This is a genomic window from Arthrobacter sp. 05T423, from assembly GCF_056396245.1.
Genome location: NZ_JBFTLC010000022.1, coordinates 56259 through 81795, shown reverse-complemented (window position 1 = coordinate 81795; position 25537 = coordinate 56259). Strand labels below are relative to the sequence as shown.

25 protein-coding genes and 1 pseudogene are annotated in these 25537 nt (G+C 65.7%); 8 read left to right on the top strand and 18 right to left on the bottom strand.

Annotated features, from left to right (window positions below):
- The 3 genes and pseudogenes from AC1DFE_RS15995 to AC1DFE_RS15985 form a co-directional block, all read left to right on the top strand.
- Window positions 1-412, top strand: a 412-nt coding sequence (locus AC1DFE_RS15995) for a lipoyl synthase (protein WP_476906856.1), incomplete at its 5' end; no start/stop codon positions are given.
- An 88-nt stretch (window positions 413-500) separates the two neighbouring features.
- Window positions 501-1253 carry a DUF4191 domain-containing protein gene (locus AC1DFE_RS15990; protein ID WP_476906855.1) on the top strand — a complete coding sequence of 251 codons (753 nt, stop codon included), beginning with the start codon at window positions 501-503 and terminating at the stop codon, window positions 1251-1253.
- A 171-nt stretch (window positions 1254-1424) separates the two neighbouring features.
- Window positions 1425-1727, top strand: a pseudogene (locus tag AC1DFE_RS15985) (DUF3817 domain-containing protein); the annotation flags it as partial.
- 6 nt (window positions 1728-1733) lie between these two features.
- On the opposite strand, the gene AC1DFE_RS15980 reads toward AC1DFE_RS15985, so the two are convergent.
- Window positions 1734-2171, bottom strand: a complete 438-nt coding sequence (locus AC1DFE_RS15980; protein ID WP_476906859.1) for an RDD family protein — start codon at window positions 2169-2171, stop codon at window positions 1734-1736.
- A gap of 271 nt (window positions 2172-2442) precedes the next feature.
- On the opposite strand from AC1DFE_RS15980, the gene glnA (AC1DFE_RS15975) reads away from it, so the two are divergent.
- The gene (gene glnA, locus AC1DFE_RS15975; protein WP_476906854.1) at window positions 2443-3867 is read left to right on the top strand and encodes a type I glutamate--ammonia ligase; all 1425 of its coding nucleotides are present in this window, start codon (window positions 2443-2445) and stop codon (window positions 3865-3867) included.
- 120 nt (window positions 3868-3987) lie between these two features.
- On the opposite strand, the gene AC1DFE_RS15970 is transcribed toward glnA (AC1DFE_RS15975), so the two are convergent.
- The 5 genes from AC1DFE_RS15970 to glnA (AC1DFE_RS15950) form a co-directional block, all read right to left on the bottom strand.
- Window positions 3988-4614, bottom strand: coding sequence for a hypothetical protein (locus tag AC1DFE_RS15970; RefSeq protein WP_476906853.1), 627 nt, complete (start codon window positions 4612-4614; stop codon window positions 3988-3990).
- Window positions 4615-4717: 103 nt separating this feature from the next.
- Window positions 4718-5233 carry a GNAT family N-acetyltransferase gene (locus tag AC1DFE_RS15965; RefSeq protein WP_476906852.1) on the bottom strand — a complete coding sequence of 172 codons (516 nt, stop codon included), beginning with the start codon at window positions 5231-5233 and terminating at the stop codon, window positions 4718-4720.
- Window positions 5234-5239: 6 nt separating this feature from the next.
- Window positions 5240-5665 (bottom strand): VOC family protein, encoded by a 426-nt coding sequence (locus tag AC1DFE_RS15960; RefSeq protein WP_476906851.1) that lies wholly within the window; start codon window positions 5663-5665, stop codon window positions 5240-5242.
- A gap of 21 nt (window positions 5666-5686) precedes the next feature.
- Window positions 5687-8698, bottom strand: a complete 3012-nt coding sequence (locus tag AC1DFE_RS15955) for a bifunctional [glutamine synthetase] adenylyltransferase/[glutamine synthetase]-adenylyl-L-tyrosine phosphorylase (protein WP_476906850.1) — start codon at window positions 8696-8698, stop codon at window positions 5687-5689.
- A gap of 9 nt (window positions 8699-8707) precedes the next feature.
- Window positions 8708-10048 carry a type I glutamate--ammonia ligase gene (glnA, locus tag AC1DFE_RS15950; protein WP_190603385.1) on the bottom strand — a complete coding sequence of 447 codons (1341 nt, stop codon included), beginning with the start codon at window positions 10046-10048 and terminating at the stop codon, window positions 8708-8710.
- A gap of 246 nt (window positions 10049-10294) precedes the next feature.
- On the opposite strand from glnA (AC1DFE_RS15950), the gene panB reads away from it, so the two are divergent.
- Window positions 10295-11200, top strand: coding sequence for a 3-methyl-2-oxobutanoate hydroxymethyltransferase (gene panB / locus AC1DFE_RS15945; RefSeq protein WP_476906849.1), 906 nt, complete (start codon window positions 10295-10297; stop codon window positions 11198-11200).
- A gap of 68 nt (window positions 11201-11268) precedes the next feature.
- On the opposite strand, the gene AC1DFE_RS15940 is transcribed toward panB, so the two are convergent.
- The gene (locus tag AC1DFE_RS15940; protein WP_476906848.1) at window positions 11269-11433 is read right to left on the bottom strand and encodes an SPOR domain-containing protein; all 165 of its coding nucleotides are present in this window, start codon (window positions 11431-11433) and stop codon (window positions 11269-11271) included.
- A 123-nt stretch (window positions 11434-11556) separates the two neighbouring features.
- Here AC1DFE_RS15940 and map point away from each other — a divergent pair, with 123 nt between their 5' ends.
- Both map and ppgK read left to right on the top strand, forming a co-directional pair.
- Window positions 11557-12435 carry a type I methionyl aminopeptidase gene (gene map / locus AC1DFE_RS15935; RefSeq protein WP_476906847.1) on the top strand — a complete coding sequence of 293 codons (879 nt, stop codon included), beginning with the start codon at window positions 11557-11559 and terminating at the stop codon, window positions 12433-12435.
- Between the two features lie 80 nt (window positions 12436-12515).
- Complete coding sequence (gene ppgK / locus AC1DFE_RS15930; protein WP_476906846.1) at window positions 12516-13319, top strand: polyphosphate--glucose phosphotransferase; 804 nt, start codon at window positions 12516-12518, stop codon at window positions 13317-13319.
- A gap of 218 nt (window positions 13320-13537) precedes the next feature.
- Here the strand turns inward: ppgK and nrdR are convergent, their stop codons facing one another.
- The 3 genes from nrdR to AC1DFE_RS15915 all read right to left on the bottom strand — a co-directional run bounded on the left by nrdR (window position 13538) and on the right by AC1DFE_RS15915 (window position 16266).
- Window positions 13538-14122: a transcriptional regulator NrdR gene (gene nrdR / locus AC1DFE_RS15925; RefSeq protein ID WP_476906845.1), complete on the bottom strand. Its 585-nt coding sequence runs from the start codon at window positions 14120-14122 to the stop codon at window positions 13538-13540.
- 127 nt (window positions 14123-14249) lie between these two features.
- A complete protein-coding gene (gene hisD, locus AC1DFE_RS15920) occupies window positions 14250-15626 on the bottom strand; it encodes a histidinol dehydrogenase (RefSeq protein WP_476906844.1) in 1377 nt (458 codons plus the stop codon).
- Window positions 15627-15666: 40 nt separating this feature from the next.
- Window positions 15667-16266: a hypothetical protein gene (locus tag AC1DFE_RS15915; protein WP_476906843.1), complete on the bottom strand. Its 600-nt coding sequence runs from the start codon at window positions 16264-16266 to the stop codon at window positions 15667-15669.
- Between the two features lie 193 nt (window positions 16267-16459).
- On the opposite strand from AC1DFE_RS15915, the gene AC1DFE_RS15910 reads away from it, so the two are divergent.
- Window positions 16460-16918: a flavin reductase family protein gene (locus AC1DFE_RS15910; protein ID WP_476906858.1), complete on the top strand. Its 459-nt coding sequence runs from the start codon at window positions 16460-16462 to the stop codon at window positions 16916-16918.
- A 30-nt stretch (window positions 16919-16948) separates the two neighbouring features.
- Here AC1DFE_RS15910 and dnaE read toward each other — a convergent pair whose 3' ends face one another.
- The 8 genes from dnaE to AC1DFE_RS15870 all read right to left on the bottom strand — a co-directional run bounded on the left by dnaE (window position 16949) and on the right by AC1DFE_RS15870 (window position 25490).
- Window positions 16949-20506 carry a DNA polymerase III subunit alpha gene (dnaE, locus tag AC1DFE_RS15905; protein WP_476906842.1) on the bottom strand — a complete coding sequence of 1186 codons (3558 nt, stop codon included), beginning with the start codon at window positions 20504-20506 and terminating at the stop codon, window positions 16949-16951.
- Between the two features lie 52 nt (window positions 20507-20558).
- Entirely contained in the window at window positions 20559-21485 is a 927-nt protein-coding gene (locus AC1DFE_RS15900) for an RluA family pseudouridine synthase (protein WP_476906841.1), read from the bottom strand.
- Complete coding sequence (gene lspA, locus AC1DFE_RS15895) at window positions 21478-22050, bottom strand: signal peptidase II (RefSeq protein ID WP_476906840.1); 573 nt, start codon at window positions 22048-22050, stop codon at window positions 21478-21480. Before lspA ends, AC1DFE_RS15900 begins: the two co-directional genes overlap by 8 nt.
- Window positions 22051-22131: 81 nt before the next feature.
- Complete coding sequence (locus tag AC1DFE_RS15890) at window positions 22132-22827, bottom strand: DivIVA domain-containing protein (RefSeq protein WP_476906839.1); 696 nt, start codon at window positions 22825-22827, stop codon at window positions 22132-22134.
- Window positions 22828-22992: 165 nt separating this feature from the next.
- A complete protein-coding gene (locus AC1DFE_RS15885; RefSeq protein ID WP_476906838.1) occupies window positions 22993-23280 on the bottom strand; it encodes a YggT family protein in 288 nt (95 codons plus the stop codon).
- Window positions 23281-23414: 134 nt separating this feature from the next.
- Window positions 23415-23945: a cell division protein SepF gene (locus AC1DFE_RS15880; RefSeq protein ID WP_476906837.1), complete on the bottom strand. Its 531-nt coding sequence runs from the start codon at window positions 23943-23945 to the stop codon at window positions 23415-23417.
- Between the two features lie 89 nt (window positions 23946-24034).
- Window positions 24035-24772 (bottom strand): YggS family pyridoxal phosphate-dependent enzyme, encoded by a 738-nt coding sequence (locus tag AC1DFE_RS15875; RefSeq protein WP_476906836.1) that lies wholly within the window; start codon window positions 24770-24772, stop codon window positions 24035-24037.
- Window positions 24765-25490: a purine nucleoside phosphorylase YfiH/LACC1 family protein gene (locus AC1DFE_RS15870; RefSeq protein ID WP_476906835.1), complete on the bottom strand. Its 726-nt coding sequence runs from the start codon at window positions 25488-25490 to the stop codon at window positions 24765-24767. Before AC1DFE_RS15870 ends, AC1DFE_RS15875 begins: the two co-directional genes overlap by 8 nt.
- Window positions 25491-25537 lie beyond the last annotated feature (47 nt).

Sequence of the window (25537 nt, the reverse complement as noted above, 5' to 3'; positions counted from 1 at the left end):
CTCCCTGGACGTCATCACCCAGGGCCGGAACCTGGGCATGGTCACCAAGTCCAACCTGATCCTGGGCATGGGCGAAACCCGCGAGGAAATCTCCGAGGCCCTTCGCGACCTCCACGAGGCCGGCTGCGACCTGATCACTATCACCCAGTACCTGCGCCCCTCCGAACGCCACCTCCCGGTGGACCGCTGGGTCAAGCCGCAGGAATTCGTGGACCTGCAGCACGAAGCCGAGGAGATCGGTTTCCTCGGCGTCATGTCCGGACCCCTGGTCCGCTCCTCCTACCGCGCCGGCCGGCTCTGGGCCACCGCGATGCGCAAGAAGGGCTGGGACATCCCCGCCGAACTCGCCCACATCGAATCCTCCGGATCCACCCGCCAGGAAGCCAGCTCCCTGCTCGCGGCGCACCAGTAACACGAGGCATTTCCCGTGGCCAAGGGCCGGACACCGGAACTTTTCGGCGTCCGGCCCTTTGTCGTGGATCACGTAGAATTAAGGCACTATGGCGAAATCCCCTGACTCCAGCAACAACACTCCTGCGGCCGCTGATGCCTCCAAGCGCGGTCTCTTCGGGCGCAAGCCCAAAGCCGTGAAGGAAAAGAAGCCCAGCCGGCTCAAGCAGATCCGCGAGGTCTTCAACATGACCCGCCGCCACGACCCCATGGTTCCGTGGCTCATGCTGCTGGCGTTCCTGGGCGTCGTGGCCGTCAGCTTCCTCGTCGGTTTCGTGCTGGAGAACTGGGTCACGGGCCTGATCATCGGCATCCCGCTTGGTTTCCTGGCGGCCACCCTGATCCTGTCACGGCGGGCCGAACGCGCAGCCTTTGCGCAGATCGAGAACCAGCCGGGAGCCTCGGGTGCCGCCCTCAGCACACTGAAGCGCGGCTGGATCACCGAGGAGCAGCCCGTGGCTGTTAACCCCCGGACGCAGGACGCCGTTTTCCGTGCTGTCGGGCGTCCCGGCGTCGTGCTCGTCGCTGAGGGGCCCACGCACCGGGTCCGCCCGCTGATCGAAGGCGAGCGGAAGAAGCTGGCCCGCATCCTTCCCAACGTCACCATCCACGTCATTGAGACCGGACGCGGTGAGGGCCAGGTCCCCATCAGCCAGGTGGCGAAGAAGATGAACAAGCTCAGCAATGAGCTGACCAAGACAGAGGTCAGTGCGGTGTCCAAGCGCATTTCATCGCTGGGCACCCGCCTTCCGATCCCCAAGGGCGTGGACCCGTACAAGGCCCGCCCGCAGCGCGGACGCTAATCCGCCTGACCCGCCCCGGGGCCGCCGCATCTGCGCCGAAACCGGGGCGTTGTCGTTTCTGCGGCGTATCCCGTTGCGGTGTCTCCCATTGAACGGCATTCCAGTTGCGAACGGCATCAAAGAACCAGCCAGACCCCGCACCTACCGAAGCCGGAGCCTCCTGTGAACTTCCTGCCCACGTCCGCCGTCGTCCGCGCCTTCCGCCTGCTGGCAATCGCCGAGGCTTGCAGCTGGGCGGCGCTCCTGACCGGCATGTACTTCAAGTGGGTCGCCGGAACCACCGAGCTCGGCGTGGAGATTGCGGGACCGGTGCACGGCGCGCTGTTCATCGGCTACGGTGTGGCTGCCCTTGTCCTGTGGCGGCTGCAGCGCTGGCCGTTCAGGGTGGCCCTGTTCGCCGGCCTCTCGGCGGTTTTCCCCTTCGTCACCGTCCTGTTCGAGCGCTGGGCGCTCGGCCGGGGATACCTTTCAGCCGGCCGGCTACCGGCGGACGAGGACCGTGTTCATGGCCTTGTCATGGAGTCCGCGCTGGTCGGGGTCGAAGATGACCGCCGGAATCACGAGGCAGAGCAGGACCGTGCGGACGAAGGCGGCCAGCGGGCCGGCCGCTGAGCCGTCCGGCCTCACCACCTGGATGCCCATGGCCCGGTGGCCGATGCTGTAGCCCAGGGTCCCGATCAGCAGGATCTGCTCGGCGGCAAAGACGGCAAGCGTGGCCATGGAGTTCCCACCGAGGAACACGTTGCTGATCAGCAGTGCGATGGTCCAGTCGATGGTGATGGCCAGGATCCGCCGCCCGGCACGGGCCATGGACCCGGGGCCCGACTCGGGGAAGCCAAGGCGTTCCCCCGGGTACTTTGAAATGCCGGAAGTGTCCGGCCCGCTGAGCCACGAACCGATGTCTTTGCGATCTACCACCATCCAAGTTTACCGAGCCGCCGGGGCGACGGAGACGTTCACACTCTGGATGGGCGTGGACCACGATGCGGACACCGTATAGCGTTTACATATCAGTAGGTTCTGTAACCTGCCGGAAACAAAGCGGACACGGGCGGGAAATCCCGAATCCCTAGGGTGGTAACAGTTGCTAGCGAGCCCGAAGCGGGGCACTTTTGTGCTTCCGCCCCATTGGATTGCGCTGGACCACTTGGCTTTGCGGCCAGTTATTACATATGCGTAAGGAGCATAGATGTTCAAGACTGCGGACGAAGTCCTCAAGTTCATCAAAGATGAAGACATTCGGTTTATCGATATCCGCTTCACCGACCTCCCGGGCGTTCAGCAGCACTTCAACGTGCCCGCCAAGAGCGTGGACGCCGACTTCTTCGTCAACGGCCAGCTTTTCGATGGTTCTTCCATCCGCGGCTTCCAGGGCATCGCCGAGTCTGACATGCAGCTCATTCCGGACGTCACCACCGCGTTCCTGGACACGTTCCGCATGGAGAAGACCCTTGCGCTGAACTTCTCCATCGTGAACCCCCGCACGGGCGACCCCTACCACCGTGACCCCCGTGGTGTGGCCGAGAAGGCTGAAGCCTACCTCGCCTCCACCGGCATTGCCGACACCGCGTTCTTCGCTCCCGAAGCAGAGTTCTTCGTGTTCGACAACGTCCAGTACAAGTCCTCCCCCGAGGGCAGCTTCTACAAGATCGACTCTGAAGAAGCTCACTGGAACACCGGCCGCGAGGAAGAAGGCGGCAACCTGGGCTACAAGACCCCCATCAAGGGCGGTTACTTCCCGGTTTCCCCGACTGACAAGCAGGCCGACCTGCGCGACGCCATGTGTGTTGCCCTGGACGAGGCCGGCCTCGAGGTCGAGCGCAGCCACCACGAGGTTGGCTCCGCCGGCCAGGCTGAGATCAACTACAAGTTCACCACGCTGACCCACGCGGCTGATGACCTGCAGAAGTTCAAGTACGTCATCAAGAACACGGCCGACGCCTGGGGCAAGTCCGTCACCTTCATGCCGAAGCCGGTCTTCGGTGACAACGGCTCGGGCATGCACTGCCACCAGTCGCTGTGGAGCAACGGCGACCCGCTGTTCTACGACGAGAAGGGCTACGCCGGCCTGTCCGACACCGCCCGCTGGTACATCGGCGGCCTGCTGAAGCACGCCGACGCCGTCCTCGCCTTCACCAACCCGACGGTCAACTCGTACCGCCGCCTGGTCAAGGGCTTCGAAGCCCCGGTCAACATGGTTTACTCGCAGGGCAACCGCTCCGCCGGTATCCGTATCCCGATCACGGGTTCCAACCCGAAGGCCAAGCGCATCGAGTTCCGCGCTCCGGACCCCTCCTCCAACCCGTACCTGGCTTTCGCTGCCCAGCTGATGGCGGGAATCGACGGCATCCGCAACCGCATCGAGCCGCCGGCTCCGATCGACAAGGACCTCTACGAGCTCCCCGCTGAGGAAGCCAAGGACATCCCCAAGGCTCCGGGCTCCCTCGAGGAAGCTCTGGCAGCACTGGCTGAGGACAACGAGTTCCTGCAGGCCGGCGGCGTGTTCACCCAGGACCTGATCGACACCTGGATCGAGTACAAGTACGAGAACGAGATCCGCCCGCTGTCCCTGCGCCCGAACCCCTACGAGTTCGAGCTCTACTACGGCGTCTAGTCCGACCCGCGGGAGACACTCCTGACACCGCCAAGGGCGGCCACCGGTTCCAACCGGTGGCCGCCCTTGGCCGTTTGCGTCCCCTGCCCCGGCTGCCCTGTCCGGGCTCCCCGGCCCGGCTCACGTGCCCCGGCAGGGTTCCTCAGCGTAGCGGCCCCAGAGGGAGTCTGCACCTGTCCCGCCAAAGGCTTCCCGGTCATCACGCAGCGCGCGGCACAGGACGAGGGAATCGGCGAAGCTCCGCCGGATGTATGCCTCCCAGTCGGCCCGTTCGGAGGTGAAGGCCTGCGTTCCCATCTGGTACTTCAGGTGCGCGAAGTGGTCCAGGATCCGGTGGGCCGTGGCTTCGGCCCGGCCAGCCAACTGCCGTGCCTCCTGTTTCGCCCCGGGATCGCGAATGGCGGACGGGTCAGGCAATTCCTGGCGGCGCCAGAAGTACGGCTGCAGATCCACATTGTCCACGAAGATCCTGTCGATCTCCTGCTGCTGTGCATAGAGTGAGGACGCTGTGCTGCTTTCCAGGGTGCTTCTGATGCCGGCGTACTGGTAGGCCGCCGCAATGATCGTGGCGGCGACACCGGCTCCGATGAGCAGGAGCTCGGCCTTCCGGTGCTTCCTGGCGCGGCCGCTCTTCGCCTGCGCCCGGGTGTGCTCCGCCTGCTGACGTGCCGGAAGCTGGCTCCAGGCGTGCTGAGACCGGGAGCCAGCCTGTTCCGGCGAGTGCCTCCGAGACGAAGACCTTCTCAAGCCTTCCCCCCAACAAGGTTTGAAGTGCACTGCCAAGACACAGCGTAGGCACGCTCCCGGCCCGGCGCAACGGTGTTGTGGTGGTTTTGCCCCGGATTTCCTTTCAGAAGGCGGCGTACATGATCCGCTGCGGACCCCCCTCCCCGCCCAGGTAGACGCCTTTGTCCGCAAAGCCCGCCTTCAGGTAGGCGCTTTGCCCGGCGGGGTTGCGCTCGTCGACTGAAAGCACGACGCCGGCCTGGCTGCCGCCCAGCCTGGCCGTCAGTTTGGCGGCTGCCGCCACAGCCGCGGAGGCTGCCGCCCGGCCCAGGCCCCGGCCCTGCCGCCGCCTGTCGATCAGGAAGCCGCGAAGCAGCCAGGCGGAGTCGTCGTCGGGCCAGCCCGCCAGCCGGGCCGCCCCCGCCTGAAGGGTCAGGACGCCGGCGGCGGCACCGTCCACCTCGACGACAAACGGCCGGCGGGATCCGTCCTCCAGCCCTGCCAGCATCATGCGCAGGGGGTCGCCCACAAACGCCTGCTGGCCCGGGCCGAGTTCCAGTTGCGCTACCGCACCCAGCTGGATGGCACGGGCATCGGCGTCCAGGTCCCGCAGGGGAATGAGCCATACGTTCAAACACATGATCCGTCAGGAAGCAGGTGCCGCCCCGTCGGCGGGCGGGCCCGCCGGATCCATCCACATGACCTCCCACAGGTGGCCGTCCGGATCCTGGAAGCTGTGGCTGTACATGAAACCGTAATCCTGCACCGGCTGCGATTCCGATCCGCCGGCAGCCAGGGCCTTGCTCACCATCTGGTCCACACCCTCCCGGCTGTCCACCGAGAACGCCATGATGGCCTCCGTGGCCGACGTGGCATCAACAATCTCCTTGGCGGTGAACGTCTTGAAGAACTTCTCCACGAGGAGCATCACGAAGGCGTCGTCGTTGATCACCATGCAGGTAGCGTTCTCGTCGGTGTAGTCCTGGTTGAACGTAAAGCCCAGCGCAGTGAAGAACTGCACGGATCTGTCGAGGTCCCTGACGGGCAGGTTCATGAAGATTTGGGTAGCCATGCGCCCAAACCTAGCATCGGTTCACTGACCGTAGAAGACTTTCTCAAAGACGCCACGGGCCCTCCTGCTCACCCGCAGATAGTCCTCCTCGAACGCCGTGGCCATCCCTTCGTCGTAGCCGCACCATCGGGCTACGGCTTCCAGGTCGCGCCGCGATGACGGCAGCAGGTCCGAGGCCCGGCCCGTCCAAATCACGTTCGCGGAACGGATCCTGCTCGCCAGCCGCCAGGCGTCGGCCAGGAGGCGGGCGTCGTCGTCGTCCAGCAGCCGCAGCGAGGCCGCCGCGCTCAGGGCCTTCAGGGTGGATGTGGTGCGCAGTTCCGGGTGCTTGCCGGCGTGCTGGAGCTGCAGCAGCTGCACCAGCCATTCCACGTCGCTGAGCCCGCCGCGGCCCAGTTTCAGGTGTCGGGCAGGATCAGCGCCGCGGGGCAGCCGCTCTGATTCCACCCGCGCCTTGATGCGCCTGATTTCCCGGACGTCCGCATCAGAGACGGCAGCCGGGTAGCGGATGGGATCGATCAGCTCCACGAAGTCGGCCGCTAGCCCGTCGTCACCGGCGATCGGCCGGGCACGAAGCAGCGCCTGCGCCTCCCAGATGAGCGACCAGCGGCGGTAGTACTCGCCGTAGGACTCCAGCGACCGCACCATGGCGCCGTTCTTGCCCTCCGGGCGAAGATCGGCGTCAACGGCGAGCACGCGCTCGGCCATGATCGCCGGTTTGAGGGGCTGCGTCAGGAGAGTCGAAAGATGGCCCACGATCTTCGCGGCCTGCTGCTGGGCCTCAGCGTCCGAGGCTCCGGGCAGCGCACGGTGGACGTACAGGACGTCGGCGTCGGACCCGTAGCCGATCTCCAGCCCGCCCTGCCTGCCCATGGCCACCACCAGCACAGCAGTTTTCAGCGGGCCGGCAGCGGAAACGATGTTTTCCGCCACCCGCAGGGCCCCCAGAATGGCAGCCCGGTCCGTCTCGGCCAGCGCCTCCCCCACCTGGTCCTGGCCGAGCAGGCCGGCGCTGTCCGCGATGGCGATGCGCAGGATCTCGCGGCGCCGGATGAGCCGGATGAGGCGCATGGCGCTTTCCGGGTCCGCGTGCCGGGACATCTTGGAGGCGATCTCCTGCCACTGCGCCTCAAAGCTGAGCGGCGCCAGTTCCTTGTCCGTCCCCAGCCAGGACACCGATTCCGGCGACACCTCCAGGAGGTCGGCAATGAGGCGGGAGTTGGACAGCATGTGGCACAGCCGCTCGGCCGCCGCCGCCGAATCCCGGAGCATGCCAAGGTACCAGTGCGTGGTGCCAAGGCCCTCGCTGATCCGGCGGAAGGCGAGCAGCCCGGCGTCGGGGTCCACGCCCTCGGCCAGCCAGCCCAGGAGGATGGGCAGCAGCTGCCGCTGCAGGGCGGCCCGCCGGCTGACTCCGGCCGTCAGCGCCTCGATGTGCCGGAGTGCGCCCTGCGGGTCCCGGTAACCGAGCGCCGCGAGCCGGCCCTGCGCGGCTTCCGGAGTCAGGCGCGCGTCCTCGCTGCTGAGCTTGGCGGCCGTATTCAGAAGCGGACGGTAGAAGATCCGGTCGTGGAGTTCGCGGACGGAGCGTTTTGTCCGCTGCCACGCGGCCAGGAGGGCGTCCGGATGCGGCCGGTCCGTGGAGAAGGGCCCCAGCACAGCCTTGGCCAGGGTGCGGAGGGCATCTGCCTTGACCGGCATGAGGTGGGTGCGGCGGAGCTGGAAGAGCTGGATGCGGTGCTCGAGCAGCCGCAGGTACCGGTAGGCCTGATCGAAGGCGGCCGCGTCTGCCCGACCGATGTAGCCGCCGGATGACAGGGCGGCGATCGCGGAAGTCGTGTCGCGGCGCCGCAGGGATTCGTCCGACTTGCCGTGCACGAGCTGCAGAAGCTGGACGGTGAACTCGACGTCGCGCAGCCCGCCGCGGCCCAGCTTGATCTGCCGCTGTTCCTCGGCCGGGGGGATGTGTTCGGTCACCCTGCGGCGCATGGCCTGCACGGACTCAACGAATCCGTCGCGGTTCGCCGAGGTCCACACGAGCGGTGACACGGCCTCCTCGTAGCGGGCGCCCAGCTCGGCGTCACCCGCAATGGTCCGCGCCTTCAGCAGCGCCTGGAACTCCCAGCTTTCCGCCCAGCGGGCGTAGTAGCTCTGGTGCGAAGCGAGGGTCCGGACCAGCGGCCCGGATTTTCCCTCCGGACGGAGGTTGGCGTCCACTTCCCACAGGCCGGGCTCACGGGCCGGGGAGGAAATGGCACGCGAGATGCCGGACGCCAGCGCCGTGCCGATGGTGGTGGCCCGGGCGTCGTCCAGCTCCCCCGCCTCCACCACATAGATGACGTCGACGTCGGAAATGTAGTTCAGTTCCCGGGCTCCGCACTTGCCCATCCCGATCACTGACAGTGCGACCTCGGCGACCTCCCCGGCGTCGAACTTCCCCGCCGCTTCGGCGCGGGAAACCGCAAGGGCGGCCTCGATGGCCGCTCCGGCCAGATCAGCGAGTTCCGCGCCGACGGCGGGCATGAAGTCCAGCGGGTCGGCGGCGCAAAGGTCTTTGACGGCGAGGTCCACCACGCCCCTCCGGTAGGCGGTGCGGAGTGCCTCGTACGCCCCGGCACCGGAGATGCCCGCCACCGGCCGGGCTGCGTTCGGGTCGGCGCGGACCGACCGCAGCAGCTGGGCGCGAAGCTCGGCGGGATCCGCCGGAAGCGGCTCCGGGCTGGCGGTCACGCTGAACGCGTCGAGGTGCTCCGGGTGCCGGATGAGGAATTCGCCCAGCGCCTCGCTGGCGCCCAGGACCCGGTACAGCGGTTCGCTCACCTCGGTGTCCGCCGCTGCCAGCTTCCGAAGGTCAGGGTGCTTTTCGATCAGCCGGACAAGGGACTGCAGGGCGGCATCCGGGTTCGCCGCCAACTGGAGGCCGGCAAACAGGACGTCCTGGTCGATGCCCTCCAGTTCGGGGGCGGCAAGGAACCGTTCGCCCTTATCGAGGTCGCTGAAGCCGGTGGTAATGAGCCGGCGGGCCAAGCTCACCGCAGCCGCCTAGAGGATGGCGAGGTTGCGCTGCAGTTCATAGGGGGTCACCTGCAGGCGGTAGTCCTGCCACTCCGCCCGCTTGTTGCGCAGGAAGTGCTCGAACACCTGCTCGCCCAGGATCTGCGGCATCAGTTCCGAGTCCTCCATGGCACGGATGGCGTCGTGCAGGCTGGCGGGAAGGGGATCGTGCCCCATGGCCCGGCGTTCCGCGGAGCTCAGCGACCAGATGTCGTCCTCTGCCGCGGCGGGCAGTTCGTAGCCCTCCTCGATGCCCTTCAGCCCGGCGCCCAGCAGCACGGCGTAGGCCAGGTAGGGGTTGGCGGCCGAGTCGATGCCGCGGTACTCGATCCGGGCGGACTGTCCCTTGCCCGGCTTGTACAGCGGAACACGGACCAGGGCGGAGCGGTTGTTGTGGCCCCAGCTCAGGTAGCTGGGGGCCTCTCCCCCGCCCCATAGGCGCTTGTAGGAGTTCACGAACTGGTTGGTGACCGCGGTGAGTTCGGGGGCGTGTTTGAGAATGCCGGCGATGAACTGGCGTGCCGTCTTGGAGAGCTGGAACTCGGCGCCGGCCTCGAAGAACGCGTTGGTGTCGCCTTCGAAGAGCGAGAAGTGCGTATGCATGCCGGAACCCGGGTGGGCCGTGAAGGGCTTGGGCATGAAGGTGGCGTATGTGCCCTGCTGCAGCGCCACCTCCTTAATGACGGTCCGGAAGGTCATAATGTTGTCCGCCGTCTGCAGGGCGTCCGCGTACCGGAGGTCGATTTCGTTCTGGCCAGGGCCGGCCTCGTGGTGGCTGAACTCCACGGAGATACCCACGGACTCGAGCATGGTCACGGCGGTGCGCCGGAAGTCCTGGGCCACGCCGCCGGGGACATGGTCAAAGTAGCCGCCCTCGTCCACGGGGATGGGTGAACCGTCGGGGCCGGGCTCCTGGGACTTGAGCAGGTAGAACTCGATCTCGGGGTGCGTGTAGCAGGTGAACCCCATGTCCGCCGCCTTGGCCAGGGTGCGCTTGAGGACGTTGCGCGGATCCGCGGCCGAGGGCTCACCGTCCGGGGTGAGGATGTCGCAGAACATGCGGGACGTCTGCTCGGTCTCGCCGCGCCACGGAAGGATCTGGAAGGTGGACGGATCCGGCTGGGCCAGCATGTCAGACTCGAAGACACGGGCGAGGCCCTCGATGGCCGAGCCGTCAAAGCCCAGGCCCTCATCGAAGGCGCCTTCAACCTCGGCGGGTGCCAGCGCCACCGACTTGAGCGAGCCCACGACGTCGGTGAACCACAGGCGCACAAAGCGTACGTCGCGCTCTTCGATCGTGCGCAGGACAAACTCTTGCTGGCGGTCCATGAAGGCCTCTTCTCCGGGTCAACGTCCATGCCCCGGCCCGTGCAGAAACGGAAACGGCGGCAGCTCACGAATCACTTTACTCAGCATTTACCCGTGGTGCTGGCGTGGCCGCCACGCGTAACACAGCGTTAACACTCAACAAGTCAGCGGGAGACCGCAGGCAGGCGGACCAGCTATGACGCGAATCACCCGGGATCCCCTCCCGGCCGGTGGCTAGCACTGCGGGTCCCGGACTACGCTCTAGCCATGGCCACAAGCAGCAGCCCCGATTCAAGCATGTCCGCTGAAGTACCTGCACCTTACGGGAACGGCCCAGCGGCAGCCGCAGCGCCGCCCTCGGAATCGGCACGGAAGCCGCTCCCGCGGATCCGCACGCATCACCTGCAGCAGGCCAAGTCCAGCGGCGAACGCTTCGCCATGCTCACGGCGTACGACCAGTACACGGCAGAGATCTTCGACCAGGCAGGCACGGAGGTCCTGCTGGTGGGCGACTCCGCATCCAACAACGTCTTCGGCAACGAAACAAGCCTTCCCGTCACCGTCGACGAACTGCTGCCGCTGTGCCGTGCCGTCGCCCGCTCCGCGAAAAGGGCACTGGTGGTGGCGGATCTCCCCTTCGGCAGCTACGAGGTCTCCCCGCAGCAGGCCGTGGCCACCGGCGTCCGTTTCCTTAAGGAGGGCCTGGCGCACGCGGTGAAGCTCGAGGGCGGCAAGTTCTACGCCGACACGGTCAGGGCGATGGTCCAGGCCGGCATTCCGGTCATGGCCCACATCGGTTTCACGCCGCAGAGCGAGCATTCGCTGGGCGGCTACCGCGTGCAGGGCCGGGGCGAGGACGCCGCACGGCTTGTCGAGGACGCCGCGGCGCTGGCCGACGCCGGCGCATTCTGCGTGCTCATGGAAATGGTTCCCGCGGAAACGGCCAAGGCCGTGGACGCCGCCATTGCAGTGCCCACCATCGGTATCGGCGCGGGCAATGCCACCACGGGACAGGTTCTGGTCTGGCAGGACATGGCCGGGCTCCGCGGCGGCAGGATGGCCAAGTTCGTCAAGCAGTACGCGGACCTCCGGACCATCCTGAGCGACGCGGCCAGGGCCTATGGCGATGACGTTCGCTCGGGACAGTTCCCCGGCCCCGAACACTCCTTCTAGGGCCGGGCTTACCTTCCGGAAGCGGGCTTTCCTTCCAGAAGCGCTGGGTGACCCCAGGACCGAAGAGGTCAGTCGTCGTCGCCCTTGTCCCACGCCTCGTTGCGGGCCTTGACCTTCTCGAGGGCGTGTTCTGCCTCTTCCCTGGTCTTGTAGGGACCGATCAGCTGGGTCCAGTCCGACATCGCGTCTTCCTCCACCATGTGGGTCTTGACGTTGTACCAGTACTCGGGCATCGGTGTTCCTCGCTTTCCGGTTAACAGCACGCCCCGCCGTGATCCACGTAACGTAACCCGCAACGGTAGCTGCGGGCCGGATAAATTTACGTGGCGTTCTGTGCTGCCTTATATGATCAATCTATGCCTTCCTTAGCCTCGACCGCACCCACCGGCACGCTTACCCAGGGAACCGTAAGCCCGGAGCGGCCCGTTCCCGCGTCGATCCCACGGCCGGAGTACGTTGGCAAGCCCGGCCCGGCCAAATTCACGGGGTCAGAGGTCAAGTCACCGGAGACCATCGAGAAGATCCGGGTGGCGAGCAGGATCGCTGCCCAAGCCATCGTGAACGTGGGCGAGCACATCCGGCCGGGCATCACCACCGACGAACTGGACCGCATCGGCCACGAGTTCCTGCTCGACCACAACGCCTACCCGTCCACGCTGGGGTACCGCGGCTTCCCCAAGTCCCTGTGCTCGTCGCTGAACGAGGTCATCTGCCACGGCATTCCGGACAGCACCGTGGTGCAGGACGGCGACATCCTCAACATCGACATCACCGCCTTCATCGGCGGAGTCCACGGCGACACCAACCACACATTCCTTGTGGGGGACGTGGACGAGGAGTCACGGCTTCTCGTTGAACGGACCAGGGAATCCCTCAACCGCGCCATCAAGGCCGTCGCCCCGGGCCGCCAGATCAACGTAATTGGCCGCGCCATCGAGTCCTACGCCAGGCGCTTCGGCTACGGCGTGGTCCGTGACTTCACCGGACACGGTGTGGGCGAGGCCTTCCACACCGGACTGATCATTCCGCACTACGATGCTGCGCCGGCGTACAACACCGTGATTGAGCCCGGCATGGTGTTCACCATTGAGCCCATGCTGACCCTCGGCACCATCGAGTGGGACATGTGGGCCGACGACTGGACCGTCGTCACCAAGGACCGCAAGCGCACCGCCCAGTTCGAACATACGCTGCTCGTCACCGAATCCGGGGCCGAGGTCCTCACCCTTCCCTGACGCCAGGCAACCACCGCGTCATTTCCGGCAAGTCATCCTTGCCCAGCCCGAGCCCCTACCCTGCCACGAACGGAATCCCATTGGCCAAGAAGGACGAAAAGACCCACAAGAACGCCCCGCTGATCGGCATTGACATCGGCGGAACCGGTATCAAGGGCGGCATCGTCGACCTGAAGAAGGGCAAACTGATCGGCGACCGATTTCGCCTGGCGACGCCACAGCCGGCCACGCCCGAATCGGTCGTCGAGGTGGTCGCCAAGGTTGTCGAGGAGTTGTCGGCGCGCCCGGACGCTCCGGTTGCCGACAGTCCCATCGGTGTCACGTTCCCGGGCATCATCCAGCACGGTGTGGTGCACTCAGCCGCCAACGTGGACAAGAGCTGGCTCAACACGGACATCGATGCGCTGCTAACCGCGCGCCTGGGCCGCCCGGTGGAGGTCATCAACGACGCCGACGCGGCCGGCCTGGCCGAAGCCCGTTACGGTGCCGGCGCCGGCATCGACGGCACCGTCCTGGTCATCACACTCGGCACCGGCATCGGGTCCGCGTTCATCTTCAACGGCCGCCTCGTTCCCAACGCCGAACTCGGCCATCTGGAGATCGACGGCTTCGACGCCGAAAGCAAGGCGTCTGCAGTTGCCCGCGAACGTGACGGCCTCAGCTGGGAGGAATACAGCGTCCTGCTGCAGCGCTACTTCTCGCACGTTGAGTTCCTGTTCTCCCCCGAGCTCTTCATAGTGGGCGGCGGCATCTCCAAGCGCGCCGACGAATACCTGCCACACCTTCGGTTGCGCACGCCGATCGTTCCGGCGGAGCTGAAGAACGAGGCTGGCATCGTGGGCGCTGCCCTGGAAATCGCCGTCAAGCACGCGCTGGCAAAGTAAGCCGCGAGCGGGCCGCTGCAAGCGCGGCCCGCAGAAACGCGCTACTTGCGTAAACGCGCTGTTTACATCAGCGCCCTGTTTACCAACGCCCTGTTTACATCAACGCCCAGGGCGGCAGACACGGAGTCTGCCGCCCTGGGCGTTTTGTTGACGACAGGCGCTTCTGCACTGGAGCCGGTGGCGGTTGCGGCTTCCCCTCCGCTGCCGCCACCGGAGTATTAGAGTGTGCTCTTCGCGGTGTTTTTTTCTCCGGTGTTTTTTTCCGACGGGTTCTTTTCCGCCGGGCCCGTGCCTTCGGGACTCCTGCCTACAGAGCCCTTACTGTCAGCATTGCGCGTTGCCCCTTTGTCCTGGACGTCGGACTCATGGCGGAGCAGTGCAATGGCGGATTCGAAGTCCTCGAGGGACTCAAAGGCCTGGTAGACGCTGGCGAAGCGGAGGTAGGCTACCTTGTCGAGCTTCTGCAGCGGCCCCAGGATGATCAGCCCAACTTCGTGGGCATCGATTTCCGCCGCGCCGGACGCCCGGATGTTCTCTTCCACTTCCTGCGCCAGCATGGCGAGGTCGTCCTCGCTGACCGGCCGGCCCTGGCAGGCCTTTCGGACGCCGTTGATGACCTTGCTGCGACTGAAGGGTTCGCCCACGCCCGACCGTTTTATCACGGACAGGCTGGTGGTTTCCACGGTGGTGAAGCGGCGCCCGCACTCGGGGCACTGACGGCGCCGGCGGATGGCGGAGCCGTCGTCGGCCATCCGGCTGTCTACTACGCGGGAATCGGGGTTACGGCAGAACGGACAGTACACGTTGCTTCTCCTTCTTCCCCGAAGATCCCCTTCCCAGGGTCTCTTCCGGCACCAGTCTAAGGCCACATATGGCCGAATAACAAGCCTGTAATTACTACATGTAGTGGGAGACGACTACATGTAGTGGTCAGCGGGCTTTCTGGAAACGGACGGTGACCGCGTCGCCATGCGCGGGAAGGTCCTCCGCGCCGGACAGGCTCACGATGTGCCCGCTGACCTGCCCCAGCGCCGCCTCCGAGTAATTGATGACCTGGATCGCGCGCAGGAACGTGGTGACGTTCAGTCCTGACGAAAAGGCCGCCGTGCCGCTGGTGGGAAGTACGTGGTTGGAGCCTGCGCAGTAATCGCCAAGGCTCACCGGGCTGTAATCGCCGACGAAAATGGCGCCCGCATTCCGAATCCGGGCTGCCACGGCAAGGGCGTCTGCGGTCATGATCTCCAGGTGTTCGGCCGCGTAGGCGTCGCACGCCGCGATCCCCTGGTCGAGGTCATCAACGAGCACGATGCCGGACTGCGGGCCGGACAGCGCCTCACGGACGCGCTGGCTGTGCTTGGTGGACGCCACCTGCAGTTCCAGCTCCTCCCGGACCTCGGCGGCGAGCTGGACCGAGTCCGTGATCAGGACGGAAGCGGCCTTCGGATCGTGTTCGGCCTGGCTGATCAGATCGGCGGCAACGAAGGCCGGGCGGGCGGTGGAATCCGCGAGGATGGCAATTTCGGTGGTGCCTGCCTCGGAGTCGATGCCCACCACGCCCTTGACGAGGCGCTTGGCCGTGGCAACGAAGATGTTACCGGGACCTGTCACGACGTCGACCGGTTCCAGGGCGGGGTCGTCTGCTTCGCCGGGCACACCGTACGCGAACGCGGCGATGGCCTGGGCTCCGCCAATGGCATACACCTCGTCTATCCCCAGCAGCGCGGCAGCGGCCAGGATGGTGGGGTGCGGGAGGCCGCCGAAGTCCTTCTGCGGCGGCGAGGCGAGTGCGATGGATTGCACCCCTGCGGCCAGCGCCGGAACCACGTTCATGATCACCGAGGACGGGTAGACAGCCAGGCCGCCCGGAACGTAGAGGCCCACACGCGCCACGGGCACCCATTTCTGGCTCACCGCTGCGCCGTCACCCAGGGAGATGTCGACGTCGGCCGGGCGCTGCCCGTCCGCGAACCGCCGTGCGCGGCTGATTGACTCTTCAAGCGCGGAACGTACAGCCGGGTCCAGGCCTTCCAGCGCTGACCGGAGCGCCTCGGCCGGAACCCGTGGATGCGCCTGCTCCACGCCGTCGAACGTGCGGGCGAAGTCGGCAAGGGCGGCGAAGCCGCGCTGGCGGACGGCCGTGATGATGTCGGTGACCTTCTGCTCGGCGTCTGCCACCGTCTGCTGCCGAGCCCGGGGCACCGCCTCGCGGAGTTCTGCCAAGCTGAGCCGGCGGCCGCGCAGGTCAACGGTGCGGAAGTCGACGGCGGGGGTGGTCGGGCGTGCGGAGCTGTCCGGAGAAGTGGTCACCCGTTTATTTTACGCGCCGCGGCCCCGGTCCCCGCCCGTGTTACCGCCGTTCGCCACCACCCGCTCCATACTGCAGCGTGCGGCCGTCCCCCTCGCTGCCGTCCGCGTCCTGGTCCACGGAGGCACGGAGGAGGCCGATGATGCGCAGGACGAAGAAGCCGGCCGCGACGGCCGCGGGCCACAGGACAAGGACTGTCAGGGATCGCAGCGAAAAGGCTACGCTTGCGTTGGCCGACGTGTCCTGCGGACCGCCCAGCCAGCGGCCCGCCAGCACTCCGGTTTGCCAGCCCAGGACAGCCGCCGCCGCGCTTGCCGCGACGGACACCAGCAGCATCCGCCGGGTCCCGCCGTCCCGGCGGCCTGACAACAGCACCGCCACAAGGCAGCCGGCAAACACAAATAATCCCGCCAGCACCAGGTCCCGCGGCAGCCAGCCCTGGCTGTTCGTTCCGGACGCCAGCTCGGTATTTCCCGAGATGAGATTTTGCCCGCCCGGGGCCAGAAGCCACCACAGGAGCCCGGCCGGAATGCCGGAACCGATGATTCCCGCCGCCCACGCCCAGGCCCTGCCGGGACTCCGCCGGGGCCTCTGGGTCTCGTCGGAGGAGCGGACCGGAAGGGCGGGTGCAGGCTGGGTCATGTAGAAACGCTAACAAATGTTGGCCGGCAAATGTTGCCCGGATTCTGCCGACGAACGCCTGCCTGGAAGGGAATGCCCCATCCGGCAGGAAGCCCCATAGTCTTGTACTAGGGACTCAGTCGGCACGGATGCAGCAGGGAGATCGATTCCAGTGACCTCAGATGATGTCGCCTTCGAGGGCACATTCAAAGAGATGTTCCGGCGGCACGCCGCGGGCGTGGCCATCATCACGGTGAACTATGACGGGGTCCCCTACGGCTTCACAGCCACCTCTGTTGCCTCGCTTTCCGCCAAACCGCCGCGCTTTACCTTCAACATGGCGCGCAGTTCCAGCTCGTGGCCGGCGGTGGCCAACACCACGTACATTGGCGTGCACATGCTCGGGCTGGAGAACCAGGAACTGGCCGACCGCTTTGCCCGTACCAAGGAACGCTTCGCCGGCGACCACTGGGCCCACGGGCCCTATGACGTGCCAGTGCTCAAGGACGTTGCCGGCTGGCTCATCGGCAAGATCCAGATGCGTCTGTCCTTCGAGAACAACGCCGTCGTGGTGGTGGAAGTGGTGGAAGGCCAGGTGGGCGAAGACGGCTCGCCGCTGCTGTACCACTCAGGAACCTACGGGCAGCCGGTTCCGCTCGACTACGAAATCTGAAGGGCTTCGAGACCTGAACGACTGCGAAACCTAGGCGTCCAGGCAGGCCGGGCCCAGCAGCACCTTCAGGTCCCCGAAGAGCGACGGGTTCGGGTTCACCCGCAGGTGCACCGGAAGCGCCATCACCTCGATGCGGCTGTCGCCCTGCAGGTTCACCCGGACCTCGGAGTTGCCGCGGTGGTTGCGCAGCACGTCCCCCAGTTCCGTGACCACGGCCTCTGTGGCCTTGTGCGTGGGCATGGTGATCACCAGCGGTCCGTTGGTGCCTTGGCTCAGGTCCGGCACGGAAAGCTCCATGCAGTTCAGGGTGACGGCGCCGTCGTCGCGCCGCTGCAGCCTGCCCTTGACCACCACGATCAGGTCTTCGGCGAGGACCGAGGCGATGGGCCCGTAGACCTGGCCGAAGAACATGACCTCCATGGAACCGCCGAGGTCCTCGATCTCCGCTCGGGCGTACGCGTTGCCGCTGGCCTTGGCGATCCGGCGGCTCAGCGAGGTGATCATGCCCGCAATGGTGACAATGGCGCCGTCGTGCGGACCGTCCTCCGCGATGATCGAGGTGATGGACTGGTCGGCGTGCTGGCTCAGCACCCCTTCCAGGCCCTGCAGCGGGTGGTCTGAGACGTACAGGCCCAGCATGTCACGCTCAAACGCGAGCTTGTCCTTCTTCTCCCATTCCGGCAGGTCGGGAATTTCGATGCTGAGTGACGCTTCGGACTCGGCCTCGTCGAACCCGGCGAAAAGGTCGAACTGGCCGATCGCCTCATTGCGCTTGAGGGTGATGACGGAGTCGATGGCTTCTTCGTGGATCATGGCCAGCGCCCGGCGGTGGTGGCCCAGCGAGTCGAAGGCGCCTGCCTTGATCAGGGATTCGATGGTGCGCTTGTTGCACACCACGGCCGGCACCTTCATGAGGTAGTCCTTGAAAGAACTGTAGGCGCCCTCTTTTTCGCGGGCGGCCACCATGGCTTCGACGGCGTTGACGCCGACGTTGCGGATGGCACCCATGCCGAAGCGGATGTCGTTGCCCACCGGGGTGAAGTTGAGCGCCGACTCGTTGACGTCCGGCGGCAGAACGGTGATGCCCATGCGCCGGCATTCGTTGAGGTAAATCGCCGATTTGTCCTTGTCGTCGCCGACCGAAGTCAGCAGCGCTGCCATGTACTCGGGCGCGTAGTGCGCCTTCAGGTATGCGGTCCAGTAGGAAATCACGCCGTATGCGGCCGAGTGCGCCTTGTTGAAGGCGTAGTCGGAGAATGGCAGCAGGATGTCCCACAGGGTCTTGACGGCCTCCATGGAGTAGCCGTTGTCCTGCATGCCCTGCGAGAAGCCGGCAAACTGCTTGTCCAGCTCGGACTTCTTCTTCTTGCCCATGGCACGGCGCAGGATGTCTGCCTGGCCGAGCGAATAGCCGGCGAGTTTCTGCGCCACGGCCATGACCTGTTCCTGGTAGACGATCAGGCCGAACGTCCCGCCCAGGATCTCCTTCAGCGGTTCCTCGAGCTCCGGGTGGATCGGGATGACTTCCTGGATCTTGTTCTTGCGCAGGGCGTAGTCGGTGTGGGCGTTGGCGCCCATGGGACCGGGGCGGTACAGCGCCAGCACGGCGGAGATGTCTTCGAAGTTGTCAGGCTTCATCAGCTTGAGCAGCGACCGCATGGGGCCGCCGTCGAGCTGGAAAACGCCCAGCGTGTCACCACGGGCCAGCAGCTCATAGGACGCTGCGTCATCCAACTCCAGCGTTTCGAGGTCCAGGTCGACGCCGCGGTTCATCTTGATGTTTTCCAGGGCGTCGGAAATGATCGTGAGGTTCCGCAGGCCCAGGAAGTCCATCTTGATCAGGCCGAGGCCCTCGGACGTCGGGTAGTCGAACTGCGTGATGACCTGGCCGTCCTGGAAACGGCGCATGATCGGAATGACGTCGATGATGGGGTCCGAGGACATGATCACGCCGGCCGCGTGCACGCCCCATTGCCGCTTCAGGCCCTCAATGCCCAGCGCTGTCTCGAAAACTTTGGCGGCCTCGGGGTCAGTGCCGATTAGCTGGCGGAAGTCACCGGCTTCGCTGTAGCGCTTGGCGTCCTTGTTCTGGATGTCGGCCAGCGGAATATCCTTGGCCATCACGGCAGGCGGCAGCGCCTTGGTCAGCTGCTCGCCCATGCTGAACGGGTACCCGAGCACGCGGGAGGAGTCCTTGAGCGCCTGCTTGGTCTTGATGGTGCCGTAGGTGACGATCATCGCCACACGTTCATCACCGTATTTGCGGGTCACGTAGTCGATGACTTCGGAGCGGCGCCGGTCATCGAAGTCGACGTCGAAGTCGGGCATGGAGACGCGGTCGGGGTTGAGGAAGCGCTCGAAGATCAGGCCGTGGTGCAGCGGATCAAGGTCGGTGATGCGCATGGCGTAGGCCACCATGGAACCGGCACCTGAACCACGCCCGGGGCCTACCCGGATGCCGTTGTTCTTCGCCCAGTTGATGAAGTCGGCCACCACGAGGAAGTATCCCGGGAAGCCCATGGAGGTGATGACTTCCAGCTCGTAGTCGGCCTGCTTGCGGACGTTGTCCGGGATGCCCTGGGGATAGCGGTACAGGAGCCCCTTGTCGACTTCCTTGACCAGCCAGGACGTTTCGTCCTCGCCCTCCGGGCAGGGAAACCGGGGCATGTAGTTGGCACCGGTATTGAAGGACACCTCGCAGCGCTCGGCGATCAGGAGCGTGTTGTCGCAGGCCTCGGGGTGGTCGCGGAACAGTTCCCGCATTTCCTGCGGCGACTTCAGGTAGTAGCCGCTGCCGGAGAAGGCGAAACGGGAGCCGCCATTGTCGTAGGTCGGCTCCAGGAGCGTGGAGCCGGACTGGATGGCCAGCAGGGCCTCGTGCGCCTTGGCGTCGTGTTCGTGCGTGTAGTGAAGGTCGTTGGTGGCCACCAGCGGGAGGTTCAGGTCCTTGGCCAGGCGCAGCAGATCGCCAGTGACCCGCCGCTCAATGTCCAGGCCGTGGTCCATGAGCTCGCAGAAGTAGTTCTCCGCGCCGAAGATGTCACGGAACTCCGCAGCGGCTTCCAGCGCTTCGCGGTACTGGCCCAGCCGCAGCCGGGTCTGGACCTCACCGGACGGGCAGCCGGTGGTGGCGATGAGCCCCTCGGAGTAGGTGTTCAGCAGTTCACGGTCCAGGCGGGGCCATTTGCCGAAGACCGAGTCCAGCGAAGCGATGGACGACGCGCGGAACAGGTTCCGCATGCCCACGTTGTTGTAGCTGAGCAGGGTCATGTGCGTGTAGGAACCGCCGCCGGAGACGTCGTCCTTGCGCTGGTTTTCCTCGCCCCAGCGGACCCGGCTCTTGTCACCGCGGGCGGTGCCGGGAGTCACATAGGCTTCGACGCCGATGATGGGCTTGATGCCCTTGTCGGTGGCTTTGCGCCAGAAATCGAACGCGCCAAACAGGTAGCCGTGGTCAGTCGTGGCCAGAGCCGGCATACCGAGCCGCTCGGTTTCGTCGAACAACTCGCCGAGCCGGGCGGCACCGTCCAGCATCGAGTACTCGGTGTGGGTATGGAGATGTACGAACGAGTCATTGCTGGAAGTCACCGGACCATTCTAGTGCCGACCCTCCGACAATCATTGCCGGCATGCCGCAGGCTCAGGCCTTGCCCGACCCCAGGACCTCCAGGGCGTAGGCGAGGTCTTCCGGGTACTGGCTGGTCACGGTGACGCGTTCGCCGGTGCGCGGGTGGTCAAAGCCCAGTTCACGGGCGTGCAGCCACTGCCGGGTCAGACCGAGCGTGGCGGCCAGCCGCGGGTCTGCTCCGTACGTGAGGTCGCCGGCACACGGATGACGGAGTGCCGCGAAATGGACCCGGATCTGGTGTGTCCTGCCGGTTTCCAGGTGCACCTCCACCAGGGTTGCCTTGCCGAAGGCCTCGAGGACCTCGTAGTGCGTCACCGATGGCCGGCCGTCCTCGATGACGGCGAAGCGCCAGTCGTGGCCGGGATGGCGGCCGATCGGTGCGTCGATGGTGCCCTGTAAAGGATCCGGCAGGCCTTGGACCACAGCGTGGTAGACCTTGTCCACCGTGCGTTCCTTGAATGCCCGTTTGAGTGCCGTGTAGGCGGGTTCTGTCTTCGCTACCACCATGACCCCGGAAGTCCCGACGTCGAGGCGGTGGACGATTCCCGCACGTTCAGCGGAACCGGACGTGGAAATGCGGTAACCGGCCCCGGCCAGCCCGCCCACGACGGTGGGCCCCACCCAGCCAGGAGACGGGTGCGCTGCGACCCCCACCGGCTTGTCGACCACCACAAAGTCGTCGTCATCCAGCAGGATCTTCAGGCCTTCCACAACTTCCTCCACGACTTCAAGGGGGTCCCGGCGTTCGGGGACCGTCACGTGCAACACGGTGCCGGACGCGAGTTTGGCGGACTTGCCCACGGGCCTGCCCCCGCTGACGACATTGCCTTCGGCTATCAGCGTTGCGGCGGACGAACGGGACATGCCCATCAGTTTGGCCAGGCCTGCATCGACGCGGGTGCCGTCCAGCTCCTCGGGCACCACCACCCGTTCAGACATTGCCGGCACCGTCCCGCTTGTCCACGCTGTGGTGTGAACCGTCGAGGGCGATCCCCCGCAGGGTCAGCAGGCAGATGATGACCACTGAGGACACCACGGCCGAGTCGGCAATATTAAAAATCGCAAAGTTGGGCAGCTGAATGAAGTCCACCACATGGCCCATTCCGAATGACGGGTCCCGGAACAGCCGGTCCGTCAGGTTTCCCAGGGCGCCGCCGAACAGGAGCCCCAGCGCCAGCGCCCACCAGGCGGATCCGAGCTTGCGCAGCTGGAACAGGATGGCAGCGGCGACCACCACCATAATGATGGTGAACACCCAGGTGACGTTCTCGCCGATGGAGAAAGCCGCGCCGGAGTTCCGGATGTAGTACCAGTGCAGCAGCGGGGGCAGCACCGGAATCCGCTCGCCCTCCTCCATGGTGCTGGTGACCCACAGTTTGGTGAGCTGGTCGAAGACGTAGGCGAAAACGGCCAGTCCGGCGAACAGGGACAGCAGGACGCCGCGCCGGGGCCGCGGAGATGATGAAGCTGGGTGCGCTGCGTCAGCGGCAAGGTCGTCAGTCATGGTGCTTTCATTCGGGAACCGTCGTTAATGGCAAAAGCCGGTGGCCGAGGAATCCTCAGCCACCGGCCTTCAGAATACGTGCTAAACGGCGGCGCTGCTGCTTTCGCCGACCTCGGGGGCGGCAACGGAGCCGCGGGCGTCGAGGTCGCGCAGCTGGCCCTCGATGTAGGCCTTCAGGCGTGAGCGGTAGTCGCGTTCGAATCCGCGCAGCTGCTCCACCTTGCGCTCCAGGACGGAGCGCTGCTGCTCCAGGGCACCGAGGATCTTGCGGGACTTCTCCTGCGCGTCGTTGACCAGGCTGCTGGCTTCGATCTGAGCTTCGGCGATGATCTTGTCGCGCTGCTGCTGGCCCTCGGACACGTGGCGGTCGTGCATCTGCTGTGCCATGGCCAGCAGGCCGGCAGCCGACTCGGAAACGTTGGTGCTGGTGACGGCGGGTGCCGGCGCTGCAACCGGTGCTGCCTGCTCGGCTTCCTTCTTCTTGGCAGCTTCCGCGGCCTTGGCCTCGGCTTCGGCTTTCGCCCGTGCCTCGTCCTTGTCGGCCTTGGACGGTGCGGGAACCTTTTCAACCACAGGGGCAGCGGCGGAGGTGGCAGCCGGCGATCCGGAGCCGCCTTCGGCGAGCTTCTTGCGAAGCTCTTCGTTCTCCTGGTTCAGGCGCCGCAGTTCAACGACAATCTCGTCCAGGAAGTCGTCAACTTCGTCCTGGTCATAGCCTTCGCGGAACTTGGTCGGCTGAAAGCGCTTGTTGACAACGTCTTCTGGCGTTAAAGCCATCTGGTCACCTCGTTGGTCTAGTTCGTCAGGAGGCCTTCCGGCCGTCAAAACTACGGTACCTAAATTTGGTCTGGTTCCTCTAATTCAACACCGTGGCGTCAAACAAAAGGTCTTCCGCGCCCGGGATCCGTGGGGATCGGCCGGTCGCTGCAAGCTGATATGAAGTTATGCAAATGACTTGGTGATCGCCATGGCCACGCTCAGGCCGATGAACAGCACGATAAAACCGAGGTCCAGTGAGACGCCGCCCAGCCGCAGCGGGGGGATGATGCGCCGCAGAACCTTCAGCGGCGGATCGGTGACCGAGTAGACTGCGTGAGCCGCCACCAATGCTACCCCGCGGGGACGCCAATCCCGTGCGAACATCTGAACCCAGTCGTAGACGAGGCGGACAATCAAAGCGACGAAAATGAACAGCAGGACGATGTAGACGAGCCCGAAAAGTATTCCCATGAGCTAACCCATTGTCTCCATGTCCATTGCGGGCACCTCGTGCCCTGGGGATTCCTGCCAGCTTGTGCTGTTCCACTATTTCAGCACGGATGCCAGGCAGGTGCGTCCCTGCCTGGCATCCGGAGAGCCGTTTTTCAGCTTTGGTTGAAGAAGCTGGCGGTTGCCTCGCTGGCTTTCTTGTCATCCCCGATGACTTCAACGTAGGACGGCGACAGCAGGAAGACCTTGTTCGTCACGCGCTCGATGCTTCCGCGGAGGCCGAAGACGAGGCCCGCGGAGAAGTCAACGAGCCGCTTTGCGTCCGCCTCCCCCATGTCCGTCACGTTCATGATGACGGGGATACCGTCACGGAAGCTTTCGCCGATGAGCTTGGCGTCGTTGTAGGAGCGGGGGTGGATCGTGGTGATCTGCCGCAGCCCGGTGGTCTCTTCGCGGCTCGATGCCGCACGCTTGATGGGTGTCACTGGTGCGCGGTATTCCTCTTCGGCAGCGGGTGGCACTTCACGGACGACCTCACGGAGCGGCGCAGGCGCGCGGCGCTCTTCACGGTCATGCTCCATTGAGTGGTCCTCGTCCTTTTGCTGGGTGGAAAGCTCAGACTCGTAATGTTCGTCGCCGTCGGCGAGCCCAAGATAGATCATTGTCTTGCGCAGAGCGCCAGCCATGGTCGACTCCTAATCGTGTCCGGAAGCGGGCCGCCCAAAGGTCTCGACAGCATTGGAATCCCCGCCATTCACTTCCAATACGTCAGACGCTACCGCACCGCCGGGCGCGAACCGAGAATATCTGAGCCAATTCGGAGGTGTGTCGCACCGAATCGGACGGCAGCTTCCAGATCCTGGCTCATGCCGGCGGAAATCCCCGTGGCGCCGGGAAAATCACGCCGCAAATCCGTGGAGATGCGCAGCAGTTTTTCAAAGGCGCGGTCAGGATCCGCGCCGAGGGGTGCTACCGCCATGACACCCGCCAGCCGAAGTCCGGCGGCGGCTTCGAGCTGTTCCGCCAGCAGCGGAACCTCTTCCGGGGCGGCCCCGCCGCGGTGGGCCCCGGCGTCCTCGTCCAAGCCCACCTGGATGAAGCATTCGAGGTCGCCGCGGCCGGTCAGCTCCTGCTGGGCGGCGATGGCCCGCTCGAGGGCCGTCACCAGCTGGGCGCGGTCCACGGAGTGCACCGCGGAGGCATAGCCGACCACCGTCCTGGACTTCTTGCTCTGGAGCTGTCCCACGAAGTGCCAGGTGAGGTCCAGGGCTTCGAGCTCCGCGGCTTTCGAAGATGCCTCCTGGTCCCGGTTCTCGCCAAAATCCCTGACGCCGAGCGCGGCGAGCCTGCGGACGTCGTCGGCCGGGTGGAATTTGCTGACCACAATCAGGCGCGGCGGGTTGTTCCCGCGCTCCGCCGCCGCCGTGGCACGGTCGATCCGCTGCCGGACGGCGTCCAGGCGCTCCTGCAGCTCCACGGTCCGGGCATCCCCGGGCATCGGGCCCTCAGTCATGGGTCCACACCAGTCCGGCAAAACGGCCGGACCGGGAATCGCGGCGGTAGGAAAACAGGGACTCATTTTCAAGCGTGCAGGGCCCGCGGTATTCGATGGGAACGCCGAGGGCGTCGAGCTGGCTGGCGGCACCGCCGGGCAGGTTGAGCGCCGGCGTTCCCCATGAGGTGGTCGACAACGCGGACGGCAGGACGGCGGCCACCTCGTCGCGGAGTTCGGCGGGCACCTCGTAACAGTTCCCGCAAACAGACGGCCCAAGCCAGGCCCGGACGTCCGCGGCGCCGGAAGCGCGCATCTGTTCCACCGCCGCAGGAATGACTCCCGAAAACAGGCCGAGGCGCCCGGCATGAACGGCCGCGAGCACGGGGCCGGAAACTCCGGCTCCCACCAGGACCAGGGGAATGCAGTCAGCCACCATCACCGCAAGCGGACCGCCGAGGGACACCAGCGCGTCCGCCGTTGGAGCTGGCGGGGCGTCGGCAGTTGCGCCTGGCTCAGCAACTGCGCCTGGTTCAGCAACGAGGGACACGTCGTTGCCGTGGACCTGGTTCATGTACTGGAACCTGCGCGGCGCGATTCCGGCGGCGTGCTCCAGCCGGGCCCGCCGGTCCAGGACCGCCGCAGCGTCGTCACCCACGTGCAGGGCGAGGTTGCCGGCCCTCGTGTCGGTGAACGCCACGGACACGCCAGGCTGCACTTCAGCTCGCCACAAAAACAATCGGAACTCCGGCAATCGAGGTAGGGAAAACGGAACGGCAGCCGGGC

What these genes read in the sequence shown, in the direction of transcription:
- AC1DFE_RS15990 (WP_476906855.1), top strand. Translation starts at nt 501, where the DNA reads ATGGCGAAATCCCCTGACTCCAGCAACAACACTCCTGCGGCCGCTGAT.
- glnA (WP_476906854.1), top strand. Translation starts at nt 2,443, where the DNA reads ATGTTCAAGACTGCGGACGAAGTCCTCAAGTTCATCAAAGATGAAGAC.
- AC1DFE_RS15965 (WP_476906852.1), bottom strand. Translation starts at nt 5,233, where the DNA reads ATGTGTTTGAACGTATGGCTCATTCCCCTGCGGGACCTGGACGCCGAT.
- AC1DFE_RS15960 (WP_476906851.1), bottom strand. Translation starts at nt 5,665, where the DNA reads ATGGCTACCCAAATCTTCATGAACCTGCCCGTCAGGGACCTCGACAGA.
- glnA (WP_190603385.1), bottom strand. Translation starts at nt 10,048, where the DNA reads ATGGACCGCCAGCAAGAGTTTGTCCTGCGCACGATCGAAGAGCGCGAC.
- panB (WP_476906849.1), top strand. Translation starts at nt 10,295, where the DNA reads ATGGCCACAAGCAGCAGCCCCGATTCAAGCATGTCCGCTGAAGTACCT.
- AC1DFE_RS15940 (WP_476906848.1), bottom strand. Translation starts at nt 11,433, where the DNA reads ATGCCCGAGTACTGGTACAACGTCAAGACCCACATGGTGGAGGAAGAC.
- map (WP_476906847.1), top strand. Translation starts at nt 11,557, where the DNA reads ATGCCTTCCTTAGCCTCGACCGCACCCACCGGCACGCTTACCCAGGGA.
- AC1DFE_RS15915 (WP_476906843.1), bottom strand. Translation starts at nt 16,266, where the DNA reads ATGACCCAGCCTGCACCCGCCCTTCCGGTCCGCTCCTCCGACGAGACC.
- AC1DFE_RS15910 (WP_476906858.1), top strand. Translation starts at nt 16,460, where the DNA reads ATGTTCCGGCGGCACGCCGCGGGCGTGGCCATCATCACGGTGAACTAT.
- AC1DFE_RS15900 (WP_476906841.1), bottom strand. Translation starts at nt 21,485, where the DNA reads ATGTCTGAACGGGTGGTGGTGCCCGAGGAGCTGGACGGCACCCGCGTC.
- lspA (WP_476906840.1), bottom strand. Translation starts at nt 22,050, where the DNA reads ATGACTGACGACCTTGCCGCTGACGCAGCGCACCCAGCTTCATCATCT.
- AC1DFE_RS15890 (WP_476906839.1), bottom strand. Translation starts at nt 22,827, where the DNA reads ATGGCTTTAACGCCAGAAGACGTTGTCAACAAGCGCTTTCAGCCGACC.
- AC1DFE_RS15885 (WP_476906838.1), bottom strand. Translation starts at nt 23,280, where the DNA reads ATGGGAATACTTTTCGGGCTCGTCTACATCGTCCTGCTGTTCATTTTC.
- AC1DFE_RS15880 (WP_476906837.1), bottom strand. Translation starts at nt 23,945, where the DNA reads ATGGCTGGCGCTCTGCGCAAGACAATGATCTATCTTGGGCTCGCCGAC.
- AC1DFE_RS15875 (WP_476906836.1), bottom strand. Translation starts at nt 24,772, where the DNA reads ATGACTGAGGGCCCGATGCCCGGGGATGCCCGGACCGTGGAGCTGCAG.